General features: G+C 72.1%; 16 protein-coding genes and 1 riboswitch. Of the genes, 7 read left to right on the forward strand and 9 right to left on the reverse strand.

Features of this window, described 5'->3' with window-relative positions:
* Positions 1-74 precede the first annotated feature (74 nt).
* The 8 genes from xdhC to BGK67_RS39520 form a co-directional block, all read right to left on the reverse strand.
* Positions 75-887 carry a xanthine dehydrogenase accessory protein XdhC gene (xdhC, locus tag BGK67_RS29440; RefSeq protein ID WP_107488884.1) on the reverse strand — a complete coding sequence of 271 codons (813 nt, stop codon included), beginning with the start codon at positions 885-887 and terminating at the stop codon, positions 75-77.
* A gap of 1 nt (position 888) precedes the next feature.
* A complete protein-coding gene (gene xdhB / locus BGK67_RS29445) occupies positions 889-3270 on the reverse strand; it encodes a xanthine dehydrogenase molybdopterin binding subunit (RefSeq protein ID WP_069922920.1) in 2382 nt (793 codons plus the stop codon).
* Positions 3267-4748, reverse strand: coding sequence for a xanthine dehydrogenase small subunit (locus BGK67_RS29450; protein ID WP_069922921.1), 1482 nt, complete (start codon positions 4746-4748; stop codon positions 3267-3269). The genes xdhB and BGK67_RS29450 overlap by 4 nt, the downstream gene beginning before the upstream one ends.
* Before the next feature lie 409 nt (positions 4749-5157).
* Positions 5158-5595 carry a hypothetical protein gene (locus BGK67_RS29455; protein ID WP_069922922.1) on the reverse strand — a complete coding sequence of 146 codons (438 nt, stop codon included), beginning with the start codon at positions 5593-5595 and terminating at the stop codon, positions 5158-5160.
* A gap of 169 nt (positions 5596-5764) precedes the next feature.
* On the reverse strand, positions 5765-6643 hold the full coding sequence (locus BGK67_RS29460) for an ABC transporter ATP-binding protein (RefSeq protein WP_079154438.1): 879 nt from the start codon (positions 6641-6643) through the stop codon (positions 5765-5767).
* The gene (locus BGK67_RS29465) at positions 6640-7656 is read right to left on the reverse strand and encodes a FecCD family ABC transporter permease (RefSeq protein ID WP_069924197.1); all 1017 of its coding nucleotides are present in this window, start codon (positions 7654-7656) and stop codon (positions 6640-6642) included. Before BGK67_RS29465 ends, BGK67_RS29460 begins: the two co-directional genes overlap by 4 nt.
* A gap of 80 nt (positions 7657-7736) precedes the next feature.
* Entirely contained in the window at positions 7737-8726 is a 990-nt protein-coding gene (locus BGK67_RS29470) for an ABC transporter substrate-binding protein (protein WP_069922923.1), read from the reverse strand.
* Between the two features lie 191 nt (positions 8727-8917).
* Positions 8918-9106, reverse strand: coding sequence for a hypothetical protein (locus BGK67_RS39520; RefSeq protein ID WP_069922924.1), 189 nt, complete (start codon positions 9104-9106; stop codon positions 8918-8920).
* Between the two features lie 68 nt (positions 9107-9174).
* Positions 9175-9400: riboswitch (cobalamin riboswitch) on the reverse strand.
* 189 nt (positions 9401-9589) lie between these two features.
* Here BGK67_RS39520 and BGK67_RS29480 point away from each other — a divergent pair.
* On the forward strand, positions 9590-10483 hold the full coding sequence (locus tag BGK67_RS29480) for a 2OG-Fe(II) oxygenase (RefSeq protein ID WP_079154440.1): 894 nt from the start codon (positions 9590-9592) through the stop codon (positions 10481-10483).
* An 18-nt stretch (positions 10484-10501) separates the two neighbouring features.
* Here BGK67_RS29480 and BGK67_RS29485 read toward each other — a convergent pair whose 3' ends face one another.
* Positions 10502-11449 (reverse strand): methionyl-tRNA formyltransferase, encoded by a 948-nt coding sequence (locus tag BGK67_RS29485; RefSeq protein ID WP_069922926.1) that lies wholly within the window; start codon positions 11447-11449, stop codon positions 10502-10504.
* A 288-nt stretch (positions 11450-11737) separates the two neighbouring features.
* Here BGK67_RS29485 and BGK67_RS29490 point away from each other — a divergent pair, with 288 nt between their 5' ends.
* From BGK67_RS29490 to BGK67_RS29515, 6 genes are all read left to right on the forward strand, one after another.
* Positions 11738-13093: a lysine N(6)-hydroxylase/L-ornithine N(5)-oxygenase family protein gene (locus BGK67_RS29490; protein WP_069922927.1), complete on the forward strand. Its 1356-nt coding sequence runs from the start codon at positions 11738-11740 to the stop codon at positions 13091-13093.
* A 53-nt stretch (positions 13094-13146) separates the two neighbouring features.
* The gene (locus BGK67_RS29495) at positions 13147-14205 is read left to right on the forward strand and encodes a FecCD family ABC transporter permease (protein ID WP_069922928.1); all 1059 of its coding nucleotides are present in this window, start codon (positions 13147-13149) and stop codon (positions 14203-14205) included.
* Complete coding sequence (locus BGK67_RS29500; protein WP_069922929.1) at positions 14202-15296, forward strand: FecCD family ABC transporter permease; 1095 nt, start codon at positions 14202-14204, stop codon at positions 15294-15296. Before BGK67_RS29495 ends, BGK67_RS29500 begins: the two co-directional genes overlap by 4 nt.
* 38 nt (positions 15297-15334) lie before the next feature.
* Positions 15335-16174: an ABC transporter ATP-binding protein gene (locus BGK67_RS29505; protein WP_069922930.1), complete on the forward strand. Its 840-nt coding sequence runs from the start codon at positions 15335-15337 to the stop codon at positions 16172-16174.
* A 114-nt stretch (positions 16175-16288) separates the two neighbouring features.
* Entirely contained in the window at positions 16289-17362 is a 1074-nt protein-coding gene (locus BGK67_RS29510) for an iron-siderophore ABC transporter substrate-binding protein (protein WP_069922931.1), read from the forward strand.
* Positions 17359-19146 carry an ABC transporter ATP-binding protein gene (locus tag BGK67_RS29515; protein ID WP_069922932.1) on the forward strand — a complete coding sequence of 596 codons (1788 nt, stop codon included), beginning with the start codon at positions 17359-17361 and terminating at the stop codon, positions 19144-19146. The genes BGK67_RS29510 and BGK67_RS29515 overlap by 4 nt, the downstream gene beginning before the upstream one ends.
* Positions 19147-19183: the final 37 nt, after the last annotated feature.

The raw sequence follows: 19183 nt of genomic DNA on the forward strand, positions 1-19183 counted from the left end.
TGTGCGCGCGCACGGGTGCCGGGCGCCTTCCGCCGCCTTGCCGGCCGGGGCGTACTGACGCCCGGGCCGGGGCGTCAGTACGCCCCGGCCTCGAGGGTGCGCAGCACATCGGCGGCGACGCTCACGGCGATGGTCGCGGGTTCCTTGCCGGTGAGGTCGGCCAGTCCGATCGGGGTCTTGATCCGGGCGAGGGCCGCCTCGTCGTGGCCGCCCTCGCCGGCGAGGCGCTTGCGGAACCGCACCCACTTGGCCGCCGACCCGATCAGCCCGATGGAGCCCAGGTGGGTCGTGCGCAGGGCGGCGTCGCAGAGCGCGGCGTCCTCGGCGTGGTCATGGGTCATGATCAGGACGTGGGTGCCGCGCGGCAGCTCCTCCAGCACCTCCTCGGGCAGCAGCGGCGTGTGATGGACGCGCACCTGCGCCACCGCGTCGGCCAGCACGCCGAGCCGCTGCTCGGCGAGGACGTCCGCCCGGGTGTCGATCAGATGGAGGTCGAGGTCCTGACGTGCCAGGACGCGCGCCAGCTCCAGTCCGACGTGCCCCACACCGAAGATCGCCACCGCCGGCACCACCGGCAGCGCTTCGAGCAGCACCGAGACCGTGCCGCCGCAGCACTGCACACCGTGCCGGTTGGCCACCTTGTCGGTCAGGGCGAAATCGATCAGCTCCGGCGGCTCCGGGTTGGCCGCGGCGATCATCTCCCGGGCCCGGTCGATCGCGACGGCCTCGACATTGCCGCCGCCGATCGAGCCCCACGTCTCGGTCCGCCCGACAACGAGTTTCGCGCCGGCGTCGCGCGGGGCGTGGCCGCGCACGGTCGCGACGGTCACCAGCACGCCGGCCTCCCGCCGGGCCCGCAACCGCGCGACCGCCGCGACCCACGTCATGTCAGGCACCGCTCAGCGCTCGCGCCCCGGCGCGGACCTCGCCCGCCCGGGAGGCAGCGCCCTGGCGCGCCGCCTCGATCGCCCAGTACACCGCCTCCGGCGTCGCGGGCGAGGCCAGCTCCACACTGACCCCGCTCGGCCCGAACGCGGCGGCGGCCTGCCGCAGCGCCTCGCGCACCGAGAACGCCAGCATCAGCGGAGGCTCGCCCACCGCCTTCGACCCGTAGACCGCGCCCTCCTCGGTGGCGTTCTCCAGCAGCCTGACGTTGAACTCCTCGGGCATCTCCGAGAAGCTCGGCAGCTTGTAGGTGCTCGCCGCCTGGGTCAGCAGCCGGCCGCGGTCCGGCCCGTCGCCGGAGTCCCACCGCAGGTCCTCGAGCGTCAGCCACCCGGCGCCCTGCACGAAGCCGCCCTCGACCTGGCCGATGTCGATCATCGGGGAGAGGCTGTCGCCGACGTCGTGCACGATGTCCACCCGCCGGATCCGGTACGCGCCGGTGAAGCCGTCCACCTCCACCTCGGCCGCGGCGGCGCCGTAGGAGAAGTACTTGAACGGGGAGCCCTGGAAGGCCTTCGCGTCCCAGTGCAGTCCCTCGGTCCGGTAGAAGCCGGCCGCCGACAGCTGGACCCGCTGGAAGTACGCGGTGCGCACCAGGTCGTCCCAGGCCAGCTCCTCGTCGCCGCCGAGGACGCGCGCGACGCCCTCCACGAGGCGCACGTCCGAGGCGTTCGCCCCGAGCCGGGTGCCGGCCACCTGGAGCAGCCGCTCGCGGATCTGCTCGCAGGCGTTCTTCACCGCGGCGCCGTTGAGGTCCGCCCCGGCACTGGCCGCGGTGGCGGAGGTGTTGGGCACCTTGTCGGTGCGCGTGGGGGCCAGCCGCACCTTGTGCAGCGGAATGCCGAGGGTGGTCGCGGCCACCTGCAGCATCTTCGTGTGCAGGCCCTGCCCCATCTCGGTGCCGCCGTGGTTGATCAGGACGGAGCCGTCCTTGTAGACCAGCACCAGGGCGCCGGCCTGGTTGAAGGCGGTGAGGTTGAACGAGATGCCGAACTTGATCCCGGTGAGCGCGAGCCCCCGCTTGGTGTGCGGGTGCGCGGCGTTGAACGCGGCGATCTCGCGCTTGCGGTCGGCGATGGCGGCGTCGTCCTGGACCTGCTGCCAGACGGTGGCGATCCGTTCGGGGTGGGCGACCGGCTGTCCGTAGGGCGTCGTCTGGCCCTGCCGGTAGAAGTTGCGTGCGCGCAGCTCCATCGGATCCAGGCCGAGCAGCGGTGCGCACCGGCCCATGATGTCCTCGATCACCAGCATGCCCTGCGGTCCGCCGAAGCCGCGGAAGGCGGTGTTGGAGACCTTGTTGGTCCTGGCGATGCGGCCGGCGACACGGGCGTGGGGGATCCAGTAGGTGTTGTCGATGTGGCACAGCGCGCGGGCCACGACCGGCTCGGACAGGTCCAGGCTCCAGCCGCCGTCCGCGGTCAGGGTGGCGTCCAGGGCCTGGATGCGGCCCTCGGTGTCGAAGCCGATCTTCCATGTGGCGTGGAACCCGTGGCGCTTGCCCGACATGGTCAGGTCCTGGGTCCGGTTGAGCCGTACCCGGACCGGCCGGCCGGTCAGCAGGGCGCCGAGCGCGGCGACGGCCGCGAACCCGTGCGGCTGCATCTCCTTGCCGCCGAAGCCGCCGCCCATCCGCAGGCACTGCACGGTCACCTCGTGGCTGTGCAGGCCGAGCACGTGCGCCACGATCTCCTGCGTCTCCGAGGGGTGCTGGGTGCTGCTCTGGACGAACATCTGCCCGTTCTCGTCGACGTGGGCCAGCGCCGCGTGCGTCTCGAGGTAGAAGTGCTCCTGGTCGGCGAACTGGAACTCGCCGGTGAACACGTGTGCGGAGTCGGCGAATCCGGCGTCGACGTCGCCGGCCAGCATCACGGGCCGGGCACCGTGGAAACTGTTCGCCGCCATCGCCTCCCGCAGCGTGACCAGGGACGGCTTCTCGTCGAGTTCCACCTCGACGGCCGCCGCGCCGAGCCGGGCCGCCTCCAGGGTCTCGGCGAGCACCCAGGCGACGGCGTGGCCGTGGAACATGACCTCGTCGGGGAAGAGCGGCTCGTCGTGCTTCATCCCGGCATCGTTGACGCCGGGTACGTCGGCACCCGTCAGTACGCGGACCACGCCGGGCACGGCGAGCGCGGGCCCGGTGCGCAGCGCGGTGATCGTGCCGTGGGCCTTCATGACCTGGACGGGGTGGGCGTGCAGGACGTCCTTGGTGCGGTGGACCAGGTCGTCGGTGTAGAGCGCCGCGCCGGTGACGTGCAGGGACGCGCTCTCGTGCGGCACGGAGACACCGACGGCGGGGTTCTCGGGGCGTGCGGACAGATGGCTCATGACGAGACCGCCTCGGTGGTGTGCGCGTGCAGCTTCAGCAGGCTCTGGCCGAGCATCGCGCAGCGGTAGCCGGCGCTGGCGCGGTGGTCGTCCATCGGCGTGCCCTCGGTCCGCAGGACCAGGGCCGCGGCCTCGACGGTCTGCGCCGCCCACGGCCTGCCCTCCAGGGCGGCCTCGGTGGCCAGGGCGCGGACCGGGGTGGCGGCCACGCCGCCCAGACCGATGCGCGCCGTGCGGACGATCCCGTCCTCGATGTCGAGCGCGAAGGCGACCGCGACGCTGGAGATGTCGTCGAAGCGCCGCTTGGCGATCTTGTGGAAGGCCGCGACCGGCGCCGTCGGCAGCGGGATGCGCACCGCGCGGATCAGCTCGCCGGGACGGCGCACGCTCTGCCGGTAGCCGGTGAAGTAGTCGCGGAGGGGGACCTCGCGCTCTCCGTCGGCGTCGGCGAGCACCACCGATGCCTCCAGCGCGAGCAGGGCGGGCGCGCTGTCACCGATGGGGGAGCCGGTGCCCAGGTTGCCGCCGAGGGTGGCGCCGTTGCGGATCAGCCGCGACGCGAACTGCGGGAACAGCTCGGCCAGCAGCGGGACTTCGCCGTCGAGGCGGCGTTCGATCTCGGTGAGCGTCAGCGCCGCCCCGATCTCGATGTGGTCAGAGGCCATGTGCAGCTCCCGCAGTTCGGGCAGCCGGTCGACGGCGACCACGCAACGCGCCCGGCGGGAACGGATGTTGACCTCCACTCCCCAGTCGGTGGAGCCGGCGACCACCACGGCGTCGGGCCGCTCGCGCAGCAGCCGCAGCGTCTCGGCCAGGGTGCTCCTGCGCAGGAATGCGCTGTCGTCCCGGGTGTACGCGGTGGCGGCCGGCGCGGGCGGGGACTGCTCGCGCCGGCGTGCGAGCGGGTCCTCGTCGGTGGGCGTGCCGACGGCGAACGCGGCATCGCGAATCGGGCGGTACCCGGTGCAGCGGCACAGGTTCCCGCTCAGCGCGTGCAGGTCGAAGCCGTTCGGGCCGTGCTCGGCGTCGGCGCCGTCCGCCGTGCCGGAGTCCGAGTCGGCGTCCGTGTGCGCGCAGCGGTCGGGGCGGTAGTACTCGGCGGCCATGCTGCAGATGAACCCGGGGGTGCAGTAGCCGCATTGGGAACCGCCGCGGACCGCCATCTCCTGCTGCACCGGGTGCAGGGTGGGCGGAGTGCCGGGTTCGCCGGGGGTGGCGAAGCCTTCGGAGGTGACGACCTCCTGGCCGTCGAGCGCCGCGACGGGGACCAGGCAGGCGTTGACCGCCACCCAGTCGGTGGGCTTGTTCACTCCGGGGCGGGCCACCAGGACCGCACAGGCGCCGCATTCACCCTCGGCACAGCCCTCCTTGGTGCCGGTGAGGCCGCGCTCGCGGAGGAAGTCCAGCGTGGTGGTGTGGGGCGCAGCCGGGGAGATCGGTGTTTCTCTTCCGTTGACCGTGATCCTCGCCGCTGCCATTACAGGCCTTCGTTTCGGAGCGTGACGGGTCGGTTCATCATGTTCGCCAATTTTTCAGGCAGCTTTCTGTGTTCAGGCGCGCCACGGGGAAGGAGCGGGCGCAAAACGGCACGCGACAGGGACGTGCCAGGAGAGGGTGGCGGAGAAACGCGGAACGTGCCACGAACGGCACGTCAGAACGGCGGGTCAGCAGCCGTGTGCGATCCGGCCCGGGACCCACACCGTGCAGTGGGCGAGGCGAGCCAGGTCAGAGCAGGTGGACATCTGCTGGTCGCCTCCTTCGGTGGTCGGGGTCGGTGCCACGCAAAGTAGTGGCTGGGGCCACGGCGGTCAAGCGTGGGCGGGGCGGGGCGGCCACGTCGTGGACGCCCCGCCCCGCAGCGCACCGGCCGCCGCCGGGGTGTGGTTCCTAGCTGCAGTTCAGGCTGGAGCGGGCCTCGGTGACGGCGGTTTCGAGCTTCTCGGTGTGCGGCTTCAGCGCGGTCACCGCGTCCCGGCCGGTGGTGTCGCCCGGCAGGGCCTCGTACGCGGTCTTCAGGTCGTCGGCCGCCGTCTTCACGGCGTCCTTGCGGGCCGTCTCCCAGGTGGCGGTGGAGTCCGCCACGTCCGACCAGTCGTCCTGGACGTCCGAGTACGCCTCCTGGATCTGCTCCTTGGTGGCATTGGCCGGATTCAGAGCCCTCAACTTGGCGTTGTCGGACTTGAGTTCGTTCAGGTTGGTGCACAGCTCCGCGGCGGCCGCGGTCGGGTCGTCCGTGGGTCCCGCCGCCAGGGCGGCGGAGGCGCCGCCGGCGGACAGGACCAGCGCGGAGACAGTGCTGACCGCGGCTGACAGAACACGATTCATCGGATTTCACCCTTTCGGGGAAGTGGCCCCCACTCGCTCCAAGCTGGCACATCACTTCGGAACGCGCACTTTGATTCGCATGCCTGTTCGAACCTGCGTCGGCGGAGGAGCTCTGCACGGCCGCCGGGGCCGAGCCGCCCGCCGCCCGCGTAACCCGCCTCCGCAGGCCTTATCGAGCCGCCCGGGGCGCCCCGCCGACGGTAGGCCGTTCCCGGCCGGGCAGGACGCTCACGAAGGGCACCCCGGTGCGGGGATGCTCGATGACCTCCGCCTCGACCTCGTACACCTCCGACAGCAGCGGGGCCGTGAGGACCTCCTCGGGCCTTCCGGTGGCGACGACGCGACCGCCGGCCATGACGCAGATCCGGTCGCAGAAGGCCGCGGCGAGGTTCAGGTCGTGCAGGGCGACCACGGCCGTGACGCCGAGCTCCCGCACCAGCCGCAGGGCGTCGAGCTGGTGGCGCAGGTCCAGGTGGTTGGTCGGCTCGTCCAGGACCATGGCGCCCGTGCGCTGGGCGAGGGCCCGGGCGATCAGCACCCGCTGTTTCTCGCCGCCCGACAGGCGGTCGAACGGCGCGTGGGCGAGGGCCTCGACGTGGAGCTCCGCCAGCGACCGCGTGATGATGCCCCGGTCGTCGGCGTCGTCACCGGCGAAGGCCCGCTTGTGCGGGGTGCGGCCCATGGCGACCACGTCGTACACCGTCAGCTCGAAGTCCCCGGAGGTTTCCTGGAGCACCGCCGCGAGACGCCTGGCGAGCCGTTTGCCGGGCATGCGCCAGACGTCCTCGCCGTCGAGCAGGACCCGGCCCGACGTGGGGCGCAGCGCCCGGTAGAAGGTGCGCAGCAGGGTGGACTTGCCGGCCCCGTTGGGGCCGACCAGGCCCATCACCTCGCCGGGTGCCACGTGCAGCGACGCCTCGTGGACGAGGGCTTTGCCGTTCACGACGACGCTGACGTCCTCGGCGTCGAGACGGCCGGGCGCACCGGCCGGCCGGTGCGCCGGGTCGGTGGGACCGCTCTGATCGGTCGGCAGGGTCGGGTGTGTCATCGGGCGGCCTTCCGTCGCATCAGCCAGAGGAAGAAGGGTCCGCCGACCAGGGCGGTGAGGATGCCGACGGGAATCTCCTCCGGGCTCATCAGGGTGCGCGCGGCCAGATCGGCGGTGATCAGGAAGGCGGCTCCCAGGAGGGCCGCGGCGGGCAGCGCGCGCCGGTGGTCGGCGCCCACCAGCAGCCGTACCACGTGCGGCATGATCAGTCCGACGAACCCGATCTGCCCGCTGACCGCGACGATCGTGCCGATCATCAGGGCGACCAGCGTGAACAGGGCGCCGCGGAACCGGTGCACGTCCAGTCCCAGGGCCGCGGCTGCCTCCTCCCCGGCCAGCAGGAGGTTGAGCGGACGGCACACGCCCAGCAGGACGGCCGTACCGAGCAGCACGGCGCCCACCGGGATCCACACGGTGGTCCACGTGGTGCCGGCCAGCCCGCCGAGCATCCAGCGCAGTGCGGACTGCGTCTTGTGCGGGTCGTTCGAGGTGACGACCAGGAAGCTGGCCACCGCCGACAGCACCTCGGCCGTGGCCACCCCCGCCAGTACCAGCCGTACCGTCGTCATCCGGCCGCCCGAGCGGGCCAGGAAGTAGACGGCGACCAGGGCGGCGAGGGCCCCGCAGAAGGCCGCGACGGGGAGGGTGAACAGTCCGAAGAAGGTCAGGTTCAGGACCAGGACGAGCACCGCGCCGACCGACGCACCCGAGGACACGCCCAGCAGCATCGGGTCGGCCAGGGGGTTGCGGACCAGCGCCTGGAGCGCCATCCCGGCCACCGACAGACCCGCCCCGACCACGCCGGCCAGCAGCACCCGGGGAAGGCGGACGTCGACGACGATCGTCTCGCGCACCGGGGTCCACGTGGGCTCGGCGAGGGCCGGGTGCACGCGGTGCAGCAGGATGCTCCACACCTGGTCGGCGGGCACGCTGATGGAGCCCGCCGCGATGCCGGCCGTCGCGGCGCCGGCCACGAGGAGGCCCAGGAAGGTCAGCACCAGGCCGTACGGCATCCCGGGGCGGCGCCCGGCGGCGGGCGGCGGGCCCTCCTCGCGGGGGCCCGCCGCCTCGGCCGCCGGGGCCTGCACCTCGTTCACCGGACCCGGCCGGGGTGGAGCTGCTTCGCCAGCGACTCGACGGCCGCGGGCATCCGCACGCCGAGCACCGTGGAGGACAGGGGCAGCACCGCGAACCGCTGGTTCCTGATCGCGGGCACGTCCTTCAGCGCCGGATGGGCCAGCAGGAACTTCTTCTTGTCCTCGACGGACTGGTCGCCGTAGTCGTAGATGACGACGGCCTCGGGGGCGCGCTGGGCGACCTGTTCGAACGAGACGTCGCCGAAGGCCTTGTCCAGATCGGCGAAGAGGTTCTCCCCGCCGGCCCGCCGCATCATGTCGTTGCCGATGCCCTTGCCGCCCGCGGTGAAGGCCGTCTTGTCGCCGCTGTCGTACACGAAGAGCCTGACCGGGGTGACGCCGGCGAGTTGGGCCTCGACCTTGTCGAGGGTGGCGTGCAGGGCCGCCAGCCGCTCCTCGGCCCGCTCGGGCACACCGAAGATCTTGCCGAGGGTGCGGATCTCCTCGTCCATGGAGGCGGCGTTCACCGGGCCGGTGGGGCACTCCTCGGTGTTGAGGTGGGTGTTGATCCCGGCCTTGGTGAAGGCGGCCCGGCTGCGGCCCTCCTTCTCGTCGAAGGTGGACTTCCACCCGCCGTAGACGAAGTCGGGCTCGGCCTCCAGGAGCGCCTCGAAGGAGGGGTACTCCTCGGAGAGGACCTTCACGCTGCCGTAGGCGGCCTGGTAGTCGGGGAGGATCTTGTCGTCGAGGTAGCCCGTGCCCACCATCGACTTCTCCAGGCCGAGGGCCAGCATGACCTCGGTGGCGTGCTGGTTGAGCGAGACCGCGCGCTGCGGGGGGCGCTGATAGGTGGTGGTCACGCCGCAGTTGTCGACCGTGAGCGGAAACCCCTTGGCGCTCGCACCCGCCTCCGGTGCGGCGGAGGGCGTGGCGGCGCCGCCGCAGCCCGATAGCAACAGGGCTGTGGCGAGGGCGGACAGCAGGAATTTCGGGTGGATGCGGGGCACGGGTGGTCCTCTCACCGCGGAGGGGTCGGATGCGTCGGACAGCTGAAGGCGAGGAAGGCGCGAAGGGGCGCACGGGCGGCGCGTACGACGGCTCGTGCCGGCGGGCCCGGGACGACCGGGCATGTCCGCCCACGACCCCGGGCCTTGGCGGGCCGTGGGGCCGAACGGCCGTCGGGCTCGGGGCCCTTCGTTTACGAGGAGAGCGCCCCGGAGCCGTCGAGGGCGGGGACGGGACGCGGCTCGCCCTCGGTGTCGATCGCGACGAAGGTCGGTCTCGCGGTGGCCACTTCCGTGGTGGGGCCCGGGGCGTCGAGCGCCACCCGGGAATCGCCCGGGTTCTTGGCGACGCACCTCACGGTGGCAGCGGTCTGGTCGGCCACGTCAACTCTCCTTCGCGAGTCGCGGCAGAAAGGCGCCGGAGAGTCTTCTTCGGCGCCCCGCATGACGTTCAGGCATGCGGGCAGTGGCAGGTCTTCGGACTCGCGGACACGCCTGCCGGTCTCCCGGCGGGCACCTAATGGCCGTCGCTTCCCGGGACCGGTTCCGGTTCCAGTGCTTATGACGGCGGTCGTTCCCGCTCACCGCTGCGGGGCAGTCCCGGATTCCCACCGGGTTCCCTCTTACGACGCATCCCGCCTGGCGGACGGGGCGAACCAGCTGCGCTCTCAGCCTACCCGGCACCGTCACGGGCCTGACCAGCCCTCCGTTCCCCGATCCGGGCGCGGGCAGCGGGTCCCGGGCGGGCGCGCCGATTCCCGGCGCGGCGACGGCCCGGCGGGGCGGGGCACCGGCGGGCCGGTGTACTCCCGTGCGCCCCGCGTGCTCCTTCGACGGTTTCGGCCGCCCCGCGTACGGTTCCGGCCATGAGTGGATACGCGATGGAACCGGCCGCGTCCAGGGACATCGGTACCGAGGCCCTGCCCCCCTCCGACCAGTGGTCCACCGCCCCGGTGGTGGCGGCGCCCGTCTGCCGCTTCGAGAACTTCCTCGGCGCGGAACGCGCCGGCACCCTGCTGGAGTACGCGATCTCCCGGCAGGCCGACTTCAACGCGGGCACCGTCCTCGATCCCCTTTCGGGCCAGGTCTCCCACAAGGGCCGCAGCTCCCTCGTACTCCCCGTGACCAGCGCCGTGTTCAGCGCGCACCTCGCGGACTGCCTGCCGCTCGTCCAGGAGGTCCTCGGTCACCGGGCCGCGCTCACACAGACCCGGACCGTCCTGACGGCCCACGGCGAAGGGGGCCACTACGGCATGCACACCGACGCCTCACGGGTGCGCGACGTCGCCACGGCCGTGTCGGCGGTGTACTACCTGCACCGCGAGCCCCGCGGCTTCGAGGGCGGCCGGCTGCGACTGTACGACACCGTGCTCCACGAGGGCGGGGCCCGGCCGGCGGAGTCGTACCGCACGATCGAGCCCGAGCACGACACCATCGTGTTCTTCCCGGCCAGCGCCTATCACGAGGTCGTCCCGTCCACGTGCCCCAGCGGGCTGTTCGCCGACAGCCGGTTCACCCTGACGACGTGGATCAGCGGATCCGGATCCGGCCCCGCGACGGCGCCGCCCGCCGCGCCCTTCACGATCTGGCCGTGGATGGCCCGCGCGGCCGAACGCACCCGCCCGCTCGCGGACGCCGCCCGCGACCACGACGGTGCACGCCCCATCGGCCTCCCGCCCGCCGACCCCGCCACCCGGCTCACCCTGACCGCACCCCGCACGATCCCGCGACCGCTGTCCGGCCGGCCGCCTCCCCGGTGAACCGGCCGGCCCCGGCCGTCAGGGCCGCTGGGTGAGGTATCCGCCCATGGAGGTGAAGTACTCGGCCGCGGGCAGCTCCCGGCCGTCCTCGGTCCGCACCCGGGTGACGGCCAGCCCGTGGTTGCGGCCGGTACGGGCATCGGCGCCCGCGACGATCACCACGCCGTCGCCCTCGCGGTAGAAGACGCGCCCCGGCGTGCCGCCGTACCGGCCTTCGGACACGACCGCGGCCAGGACCTCCAGCCGCTTGCCCTTGTGGAAGGTGAAGGCGCTCGGGTAGGGCTCGGACTGGGCGCGGACCAGGCGGTCGAGGTCGGCCGCGGGCCAGTTCCAGTCGATGCGGCTGTCCTCGACGGACCGCTTGTGGAAGAAGCTCGCCTGGGACCGGTCCTGATCGGTGAACCGCGCCTGGCCGGAGGCGATGCTGTCCAGCGCGCCCACGACGACCGGGGCGATGAGGTCGACGGTCCGGTGGAAGAGGTCCGTGGCGGTGTCGCGCGGTCCCACCGGCACCGCTTCCTGCCGTACGATGGCGCCGGCGTCGAGCTCGTCGTTCATCATGTGGGCGGTGACGCCCACTTCGCTCTCGCCGTTGATGAGCGCCCAGATCAGCGGGGAGAAGCCGGCGTACTTCGGCAGCAGCGCGTCGTGCACGTTCAGCGTGCCGTGGCGGGGGAGGTTGAAGACGCGGGGAGGGAGCCACGTCCGCCAGTTGTTGGCCACGATGATGTCCGGGTCCGCCTCTTTGAGGCGCTCGAACAGCTCGTCGTCGTCGGGGCGGTTGCGGATCAGCACCGGCACGCCGTGCTCCTCGGCGAGGTCGGCGACGGAGTCGCTCCAGATCTTCTCGTAGGCGTGCTCGCTCTTGGGGTGCGTCACGACCAGCACCACGTCGTGCTCGGAGTCCAGGAGGGCTTGCAGGGTGCGGTGGCCCCAGGTCTGGTAACCGAACATGACGACCCGCATGGGGTTCCTCCTCGGAGCAGGGGTTGGCTGGTGTCGAGTAAAGCAAGGCTTGCCTAACTACGCAACGGGGCGCGGGTGTAGGCGAGTTGACGCCTTGTCTCATTTTCGCCGCCCGAATTGTCTATCGACAGCCTCGTCGAAATCAGCTTAGCCTTGCCTAAGTTCTGGCCGCGGCTCCGTCGACGTGCCCGCCTTCCGCCCTTCTCGCCTTCCGCCTTTCCCGACGCTCGACCCGACGGCTGCCGGCCTGCCCGCCGCGGCGGCCACCCCCCGCACGATGGGAGTGACATGGCTCAGGTCCGTCCTGGCGACGCCCCGTTGATTCACGACCTCATTGGCATCGGCTTCGGTCCGTCCAACGTGGCCATGGCGATCGCGGTCAGCGAGCACAACGCGCGCGTCGGAAGGCAGGAGGCGATCACCGCCCACTTCTTCGAACAGCAGCCGCGCTTCGGCTGGCACCGCGGCATGCTGATCGACGACGCGACCATGCAAGTGTGCTTCCTGAAGGACCTGGTGACGCTCCGGAACCCGGCCAGCGAGTTCAGCTTCCTGTGCTACCTGAAGAGCAGGGGACGGCTGGTCGACTTCATCAACCACAAGACCCTCTTCCCGCTCCGCGTGGAGTTCCACGACTACTTCGAGTGGGCCGCCGACCAGGTCGACGGCATGGTCTCCTACGGGCACGAGGTCGTCGGGGTCACACCCGTCGTCCGCGACGGAGTGGTGGAGTACCTCGACGTCACGGTCCGGGCGGGCGAGGGGCTGGCCCTGCACCGGGCCCGCAACCTCGTCATCGGCACCGGCCTGCGCCCCCTCATGCCCGACGGCATGGAGCGTAGCGACCGGATCTGGCACACCTCCGACCTGCTGACGAAGGTCGACGCCCTCGACGGCGCCGACCCGACCCGGTTCATCGTCGTCGGCGCCGGGCAGAGCGCCGCGGAGAACGTCGCCTACCTGCACCGGCGTTTCCCGGCGGCCGAGGTGTGCGCCGTCTTCTCCCGGTACGGCTACAGCCCCGCCGACGACAGCAGCTTCGCCAACCGCATCTTCGACCCGGACGCGGTGGGCGAGTTCTTCGCCGCGCCGCCCGGTGTCAAGCGCAGTCTGATGGACTACCACGGCAACACCAACTACTCCGTGGTGGACGTCGACCTGATCGACGACCTCTACCGGCAGATGTACCGGGAGAAGGTCCTCGGCACCGAGCGCCTGCGCTTCCTGAACGTCTCACGGCTGACCGCTGTCAGCGAGGGGCCGGACACGGTCCGCGCGACCGTGCAGTCCCTCGTCACCGAGGAGGAGACCCCCCTGGAGGCGGACGTCGTGGTCTTCGCCACCGGCTACCGCCCCGTGGACCCGCTCGCCCTCCTCGGCGACGTCGCCGAGCGGTGCCTGCGCGACGACGAGGACCGGGTCCGCGTCGAGCGTGACTACCGCATCGCCACCGACCCCGAACTGCGCTGCGGGATCTATGTACAGGGCGGTACGGAGCACACGCACGGCATCACGTCCTCGCTGCTCTCCAACACCGCCACGCGGGTCGGCGAGATCCTGGACTCGCTGCTCGACCGGGGCCGCAAGGCCGATGCCGACGAGGTCCGGACCGTCGCCGACGGGACGGGCAGCACCGCACGCTAGCCGGTCCGCCGACGAGGTTTCGCCGGTGGAGCGAAGGGATAACGTACAGCGACATGGGCACGATTGCAGTCGAGCTCCCGGTGCCCAAAGGCACAACCGGGCTCCGTCGGCGCCGAGTTGTGGGTTCGCTCGCGCTCTTGCTGACCCTCCTCGCGGCGGTGGTGGTGTCGCTGGCCGTCGGCGCCCGCGGGCTCGGTCCGGCCGAGGTGTGGCACGGGCTGACCGCGCCGCCGGACACCGACCGGCGGCTCACCGAGATCCGGCTGATCGTGCAGACCGTGCGGGTGCCCCGCACGGTGCTCGCGGTCGTGGCGGGGGTGGCCCTGGGCGTCGGCGGAGCGCTGATCCAGGGGTACACGCGCAACCCGATCGCCGACACGGGCCTGCTGGGGGTGAACTCCGGGGCCTCCTTCGCCGTGGTCGCGGTGATCGCCGTGTTCGGGTTCGACGACCCCTTCCAGTACGTGTGGTTCGCCTTCCTGGGGGCCGCGGTCGCCGGGGTGGTGGTCTTCGGCCTGGCGAGCATCGGGCGCGGGGCCGGCAATCCGCTGACGCTCGCCCTGGCCGGACAGGGGGTCACGGTGTTCCTCGCGGCGGTGACGACGGCGGTCGCGCTGTCGGACCAGGCCTCGCTGAACGCGCTGCGCTTCTGGAACGCGGGCTCCGTGGCGGGGGTGGGCTACGGCGTCATCTGGCCGGTGTCCGCCTTCATCGCGGCCGGCCTGGTGCTGGCGCTGGCCACGCTGCCCGCCCTCAACCTGCTCAACCTGGGCGAGGACGTGGCCCGGGGCCTGGGGGTGAACATCGCGGTGAGCCGGACCGTCGGCATCGTCGCCATCACCCTGCTGGCGGGAGCGGCGACGGCGGCCTGCGGCCCCATCGCCTTCCTCGGGCTGATGGTGGCGCACGTGGCCCGCCATCTGACCGGTCCGGACTACCGCTGGCTGGTCCCGTACGCGGGCCTGCTCGGCGCCATCGTCCTGCTGGTGTGCGATATCGCGGGGCGCCTGCTGGTGCGGCCGGGCGAGCTGGACGCGGGTGTGGTCGTGGCCCTGCTCGGCGCGCCGTTCTTCGCGGTCCTGGTGTGGCGCGGAAAGTTCAAGAACGCATGAACGGGGCCGAGGTGAAACCAGGCGGCGCGACGCCGGCCGACGTGCGGCCCGTGGCGCTGGCGCCGGGCGTGCGGTTCGGCCGTGTCTCGTTCGTGTGGCGGCCGTGGATGGTGTGCGTGACGCTGCTGCTGGGCGCCGCGACCTTCCTCGTGTTCTGCCTGTCCATCGGCGTCGGGGACTTCCCCATCGGACTGCCCCAGGTGGTCGCGACGATCCTGGGCCGGGGCGAGCAGGTCGACGAGTTCGTCATCATGGACCTGCGGATGCCGCGCGCCCTGATCGGGGTGGTCGTGGGCGTCGCGCTGGGCGTGGCCGGGGCGATCACCCAGTCCGTCGCGCGCAATCCGCTGGCCAGCCCGGACATCCTGGGGATCACCGGTGGCGCCGGCGCGGTCGCGGTGTTCCTGGTGACGGTGACGGGCGGGACGACGGCCGCGGTCGTCAACTCCGTGGGCCTGTCCGGGGCCGCTCTCGCGGGTGGTCTCGGCACGGGGCTCCTCGTGTACTTCCTGGCGTGGCGGCGCGGGGTCGACGGCTTCCGGCTCATCCTCATCGGCATCTCGGTGAGTGCCGTGATGGAGGCGATCACGACCTGGCTGCTGGTCCAGGCCGACATCAGGGACGTGGCCCGGGCGCAGGCGTGGCTGATCGGGTCGCTGGACAACCGCTCGTGGGACGACATCCGGGTGGCGCTGTGGTGCACGCTCGTCCTGGTGGCCGTCGTGGCGGGCGCCGCCTTCCAGTTCAAACCGCTGCACCTCGGGGACGAGGTGGCCGCGGGCCTGGGCGTCCGGTACACCCGGGTCCGGGCGGTGCTGCTGCTGTGCGGGGTGCTGCTGGCCGGCGTGGCGGTCAGCGCCGCGGGCCCGGTGCCGTTCGTGGCCCTGGTGGCGCCGCAGGTGGCCATGAGGCTGGTGAGATGCCCGACACCGCCGATGGTGGCCTCCGGCATGGTGGGGGCCCTGTTGCTGACCGGGGCGGACCTGGTCGCGCGCACGGCGCTGCCGATCACGCTGCCGGTCGGTGTGGTCACGGCCGTGATCGGCGGTCCCTTCCTCGTCTATCTCCTGGTGCGGGCGAACGTCCGTTGACCGATTTACCTTCACACAGGGCTGGAGCAGGGGGAGTTGTGGCCGTATCGCACATCGCCGGGACCGAGTACGGGACCGACGCCACCACACGGCTGTCAGCCAGGGGCGTCACGGTCGGGTACGGCAGCCGGAGCGTCATCGACGACCTGCACGTGGCGATCCCGCCGGGAGTGATCACCACGATCATCGGCTCCAACGGCTGCGGGAAGTCCACCCTGCTGCGGACCCTCTCGCGGCTGCTCAAGCCGACCAGCGGGACCGTCGTCCTGGACGGCGAGGACATCGCCACCCTCAGGACCAGGGACGTGGCGAAGAAGCTCGGCCTGCTGCCGCAGGCCCCGGTCGCGCCGGACGGGCTCACGGTGGCCGACCTCGTCGCCCGGGGGCGCCATCCGCACCAGAGCTGGCTGCGGCAGTGGTCCTCGGACGACGCGGGTGTCGTGGAGCGGGCGTTGGCCATGACCGGGGTTGCCGACCTGGCGGACCGTCCGGTCGACGCGCTGTCCGGCGGGCAGCGCCAGCGCGTCTGGATCTCGATGACGCTGGCTCAGGGGACCGATCTGCTGCTGCTGGACGAGCCGACGACCTATCTGGACCTGGCGCACGCGATCGACGTGCTCGACCTGGTGGACGACCTGCACGAGTCGGGGTGCACCGTGGTCATGGTGCTGCACGACCTCAACCTGGCCATGCGCTACAGCGACAACCTCGTCGTCATGCGGGCCGGCTCGATCCTCGCGCAGGGGCACCCGCGGGACGTGATCACCGCCGAGCTGCTGCACGAGGCGTTCGGGCTGCGCGCCAAGGTGATCGAGGATCCGGTGGGGGACCGGCCGCTCATCGTGCCGATCGGTCGCACCCATGTGCGGTCCGACTAGCTCAGACAGAGATGCGATGCAAGTAAGGCTAGGCTAGCCTCACTTGGTCGCGGTAGGGTTTGGCTGCCCTCGGGGCGGAGTCGCAATGGCCGGCACAACAGCAAGGGAATGCGGATGCTTCTCCAGCAAACGGCACGTATGAACTCCCGGTGGTGGCGGCGGCGGTTGGCGGCGGCGCTGTCCGCCGCGGCCCTCGGGGTCGGTCTCCTCGCGGGGTGCGGCTCCGACCCGGCGGACAAGGCCGACAGGAAGAGCGACGGCACCGCGCCCGCCGCGGCCGGTACCTTCCCGGTCACGGTGGACCACGCGTTCGGGTCCACGAAGGTGGCCAAGGCCCCCCGTCGGGTCGTCTCCGTCGGCTACACCGACGACCAGGCCGTCCTGGCGCTCGGCACCAAGCCCGTCGGCATGGTCGACCAGTACCCCAACCCGCCCGGCACCAGCCCCGACGTCAACACGCAGTGGCCCTGGGTGAAGGACAAGTGGGGCGACACCCGCCCCGAGGTCGTCATGAGCAACGGCGACACCGGCCCGAACTACGAGAAGATCGCCGCCCTGCGGCCCGACCTGATCATCGCGGTCTACTCCGAGATCGACCAGGCCGCCTACGACAAGCTCTCCAAGATCGCCCCGACGGTGGGCCGCACCAAGGCCGAGAAGGAGCCGTTCAGCGCGCCGTGGCAGGACAACGCCGTCCACATCGCCAAGGCGCTGGGCCAGGAGGCCAAGGGCGCCGAGCTGGTGAAGGGCATTGAGGACAAGCTCGACGCGGCCAAGAAGGCGCATCCCGAGTTCGCGAACCAGACGGCCGTCGCGCTCTCCTGGTACAAGGACGCGGCGGCCCCCTTCACCTCCACCGACGTCCGCGGGCGCCTGGTGACGGGCACCGGCTTCACGTACCAGACCGAGATCGACAAGATCGCGGGCGGCAAGTTCTACACCACGCTCTCCCCCGAGCGCATGGACCTGATCGACGTGGACCGCATCTTCGTCATCAACGACAAGGCGGACACGGAAGCGCTCAAGAAGTTCGAACTGTTCGCCAACCTGCCCGCCGTCAAGAACGGAAAGGTGTCCTACCTCCTGGACAGCGAGGGCCCGGCGGTCGGCGCGGCCATGTCCCAGGGCACCCTGCTGTCCCTCCCGTACGCGATCGACGAGCTCGTCAAGTCGGTCGGCCAGGTGTGAGCGTCACCGACACGCCCGCCGTCCCGTCGACCCTGCGCACGACGACCGGACGGGAGGCCACCCGCTGGGTCACGGCACACTGCCGCCAGATCCCGTGGCTGACGTCCGCCGCCGTGCTCACCACGGTCGCCGGTGCGGCGCTCCAAGTACTGCCCCTGCTCCTGCTCGGCCGCGTCGTGGACGCGGTGGTCCAGGGCGAGGCGCGCTCGGTCCTGGTCACGACGGGCGTGCTGATGGTCGCCGCCGCGCTGTTCGGCGCGGCGGCCACCGCACTGTCCACCTACCTGATCGGGCGGCTGGGCGCGGACCTGCTCGCGCGGCTGCGCGAAGGCGCCGTCCGGGCGGTGCTGGGACTGCCGAGCGCACGCATCGAGCAGGTCGGCCGGGGCGACGTGCTGTCCCGCGTCGGCGACGACGTGGCCGTGCTCTCCCGGGGCATCCGCACGGCCGTACCCACCGTGTTCTCGGCGGGCGTGCTCGTGGTCATCGCCACGCTCGGCATGTTCGGCCTGGACTGGCGGCTCGGCCTGGCGGGCGCCTTCGCGCTGCCGGCGTACGCGCTGGCCCTGCGCTGGTACCTGCCCCGGTCCGCCCCCCTCTACCGCAAGCAGCGCGCGGTCCAGGCCGACCGCGCGCAGGCGCTCATCAGCGGACTGAACGGCATCGACACCGTCCGGGCGTACCGGCTCGAAGGCGCCGTCCGCCAGAGGGTCACCGAGGAGTCGTGGCGGGTGCGCGATCTCGGTATCGAGGTGTTCCGGCTCTTCGGCCGCTTCGTCGGCCGGGAGAACCGCGCCGAGTTCATCGGACTGGTGCTGATCATCGTCGTGGGGTACGCCCTGCTGGAGGCCGACGCCGCCAGCCTCGGCGAGGTGTCGGCGGCCCCGCTGCTGTTCCACCGGCTGTTCACGCCGCTGGGCTCCATCATGTTCACCTTCGACGAGGCCCAGAAGTCCGGCGCGAGCCTGACCAGGCTGGTCGGGGTGCTCGGGGAGGACGCGGAGGACCGCCTGGTCGGCGCGCCGGCCGTGGCACGTGCCGCCGACGTGCCCCACCCGGTGGCGGTGGAAGGACTGACCTTCGGCTACCCGGACTCCGAGGAGCCCGTCCTGCGGGACGTCGCCCTGACGATCCCGGCGGGCGGCTCGCTCGCACTGGTCGGGGCCACGGGCGCGGGCAAGTCGACCCTGGCCGCGCTGATCGCCGGGATCGGCACCCCGCAGGCCGGGTCGGTGCGCATCGGCACGAACGACCTCGCGGACCTGGACGAAGCCGGCGCACGCGCCCTGGTGAGCATCCTCACCCAGGAGACCCACGTGTTCTCCGGTCCGCTCGCGGACGACCTGCGGCTGGCCGCGCCGGAGGCGGCCGATGCCGAGCTGATGGAGGCCCTGCGCACGGTCGGGGCCGGCGCGTGGGTCGAGGCGCTGCCCGGAGGGCTGAACACACCGGTGGGCGAGGGCGGTGAGCGCCTGGACGTCACCAAGGTCGCCCAGATCGCCCTGGCCCGGCTGGTGCTGGCCCGGTCGCCGGTGGTGGTGCTGGACGAGTCGACGGCCGAAGCGGGCAGCGAGGGCGCGGCCGAGCTGGAGCGGGCCGTGCTGGCCGCCTGCGCGGGCCGCACCACGCTGTTCGTGGCCCACCGGCTGACACAGGCGATGGCGGCGGACCGGATCGCGGTGCTGGACGCGGGACGCGTGGTCGAGCAGGGCACGCACGAGGAACTGGTGGCCCTGGGCGGCCGGTACGCGCGCCTGTGGCGGGCCTGGCGCGAGGGCAGCTAGTGCTGTGGCCGGCAAACCTTCCCGGCCACAGCACCAG

It is taken from the genome of Streptomyces subrutilus (assembly GCF_001746425.1).
Taxonomy (GTDB): Bacteria; Actinomycetota; Actinomycetes; order Streptomycetales; family Streptomycetaceae; genus Streptomyces; species Streptomyces subrutilus_A.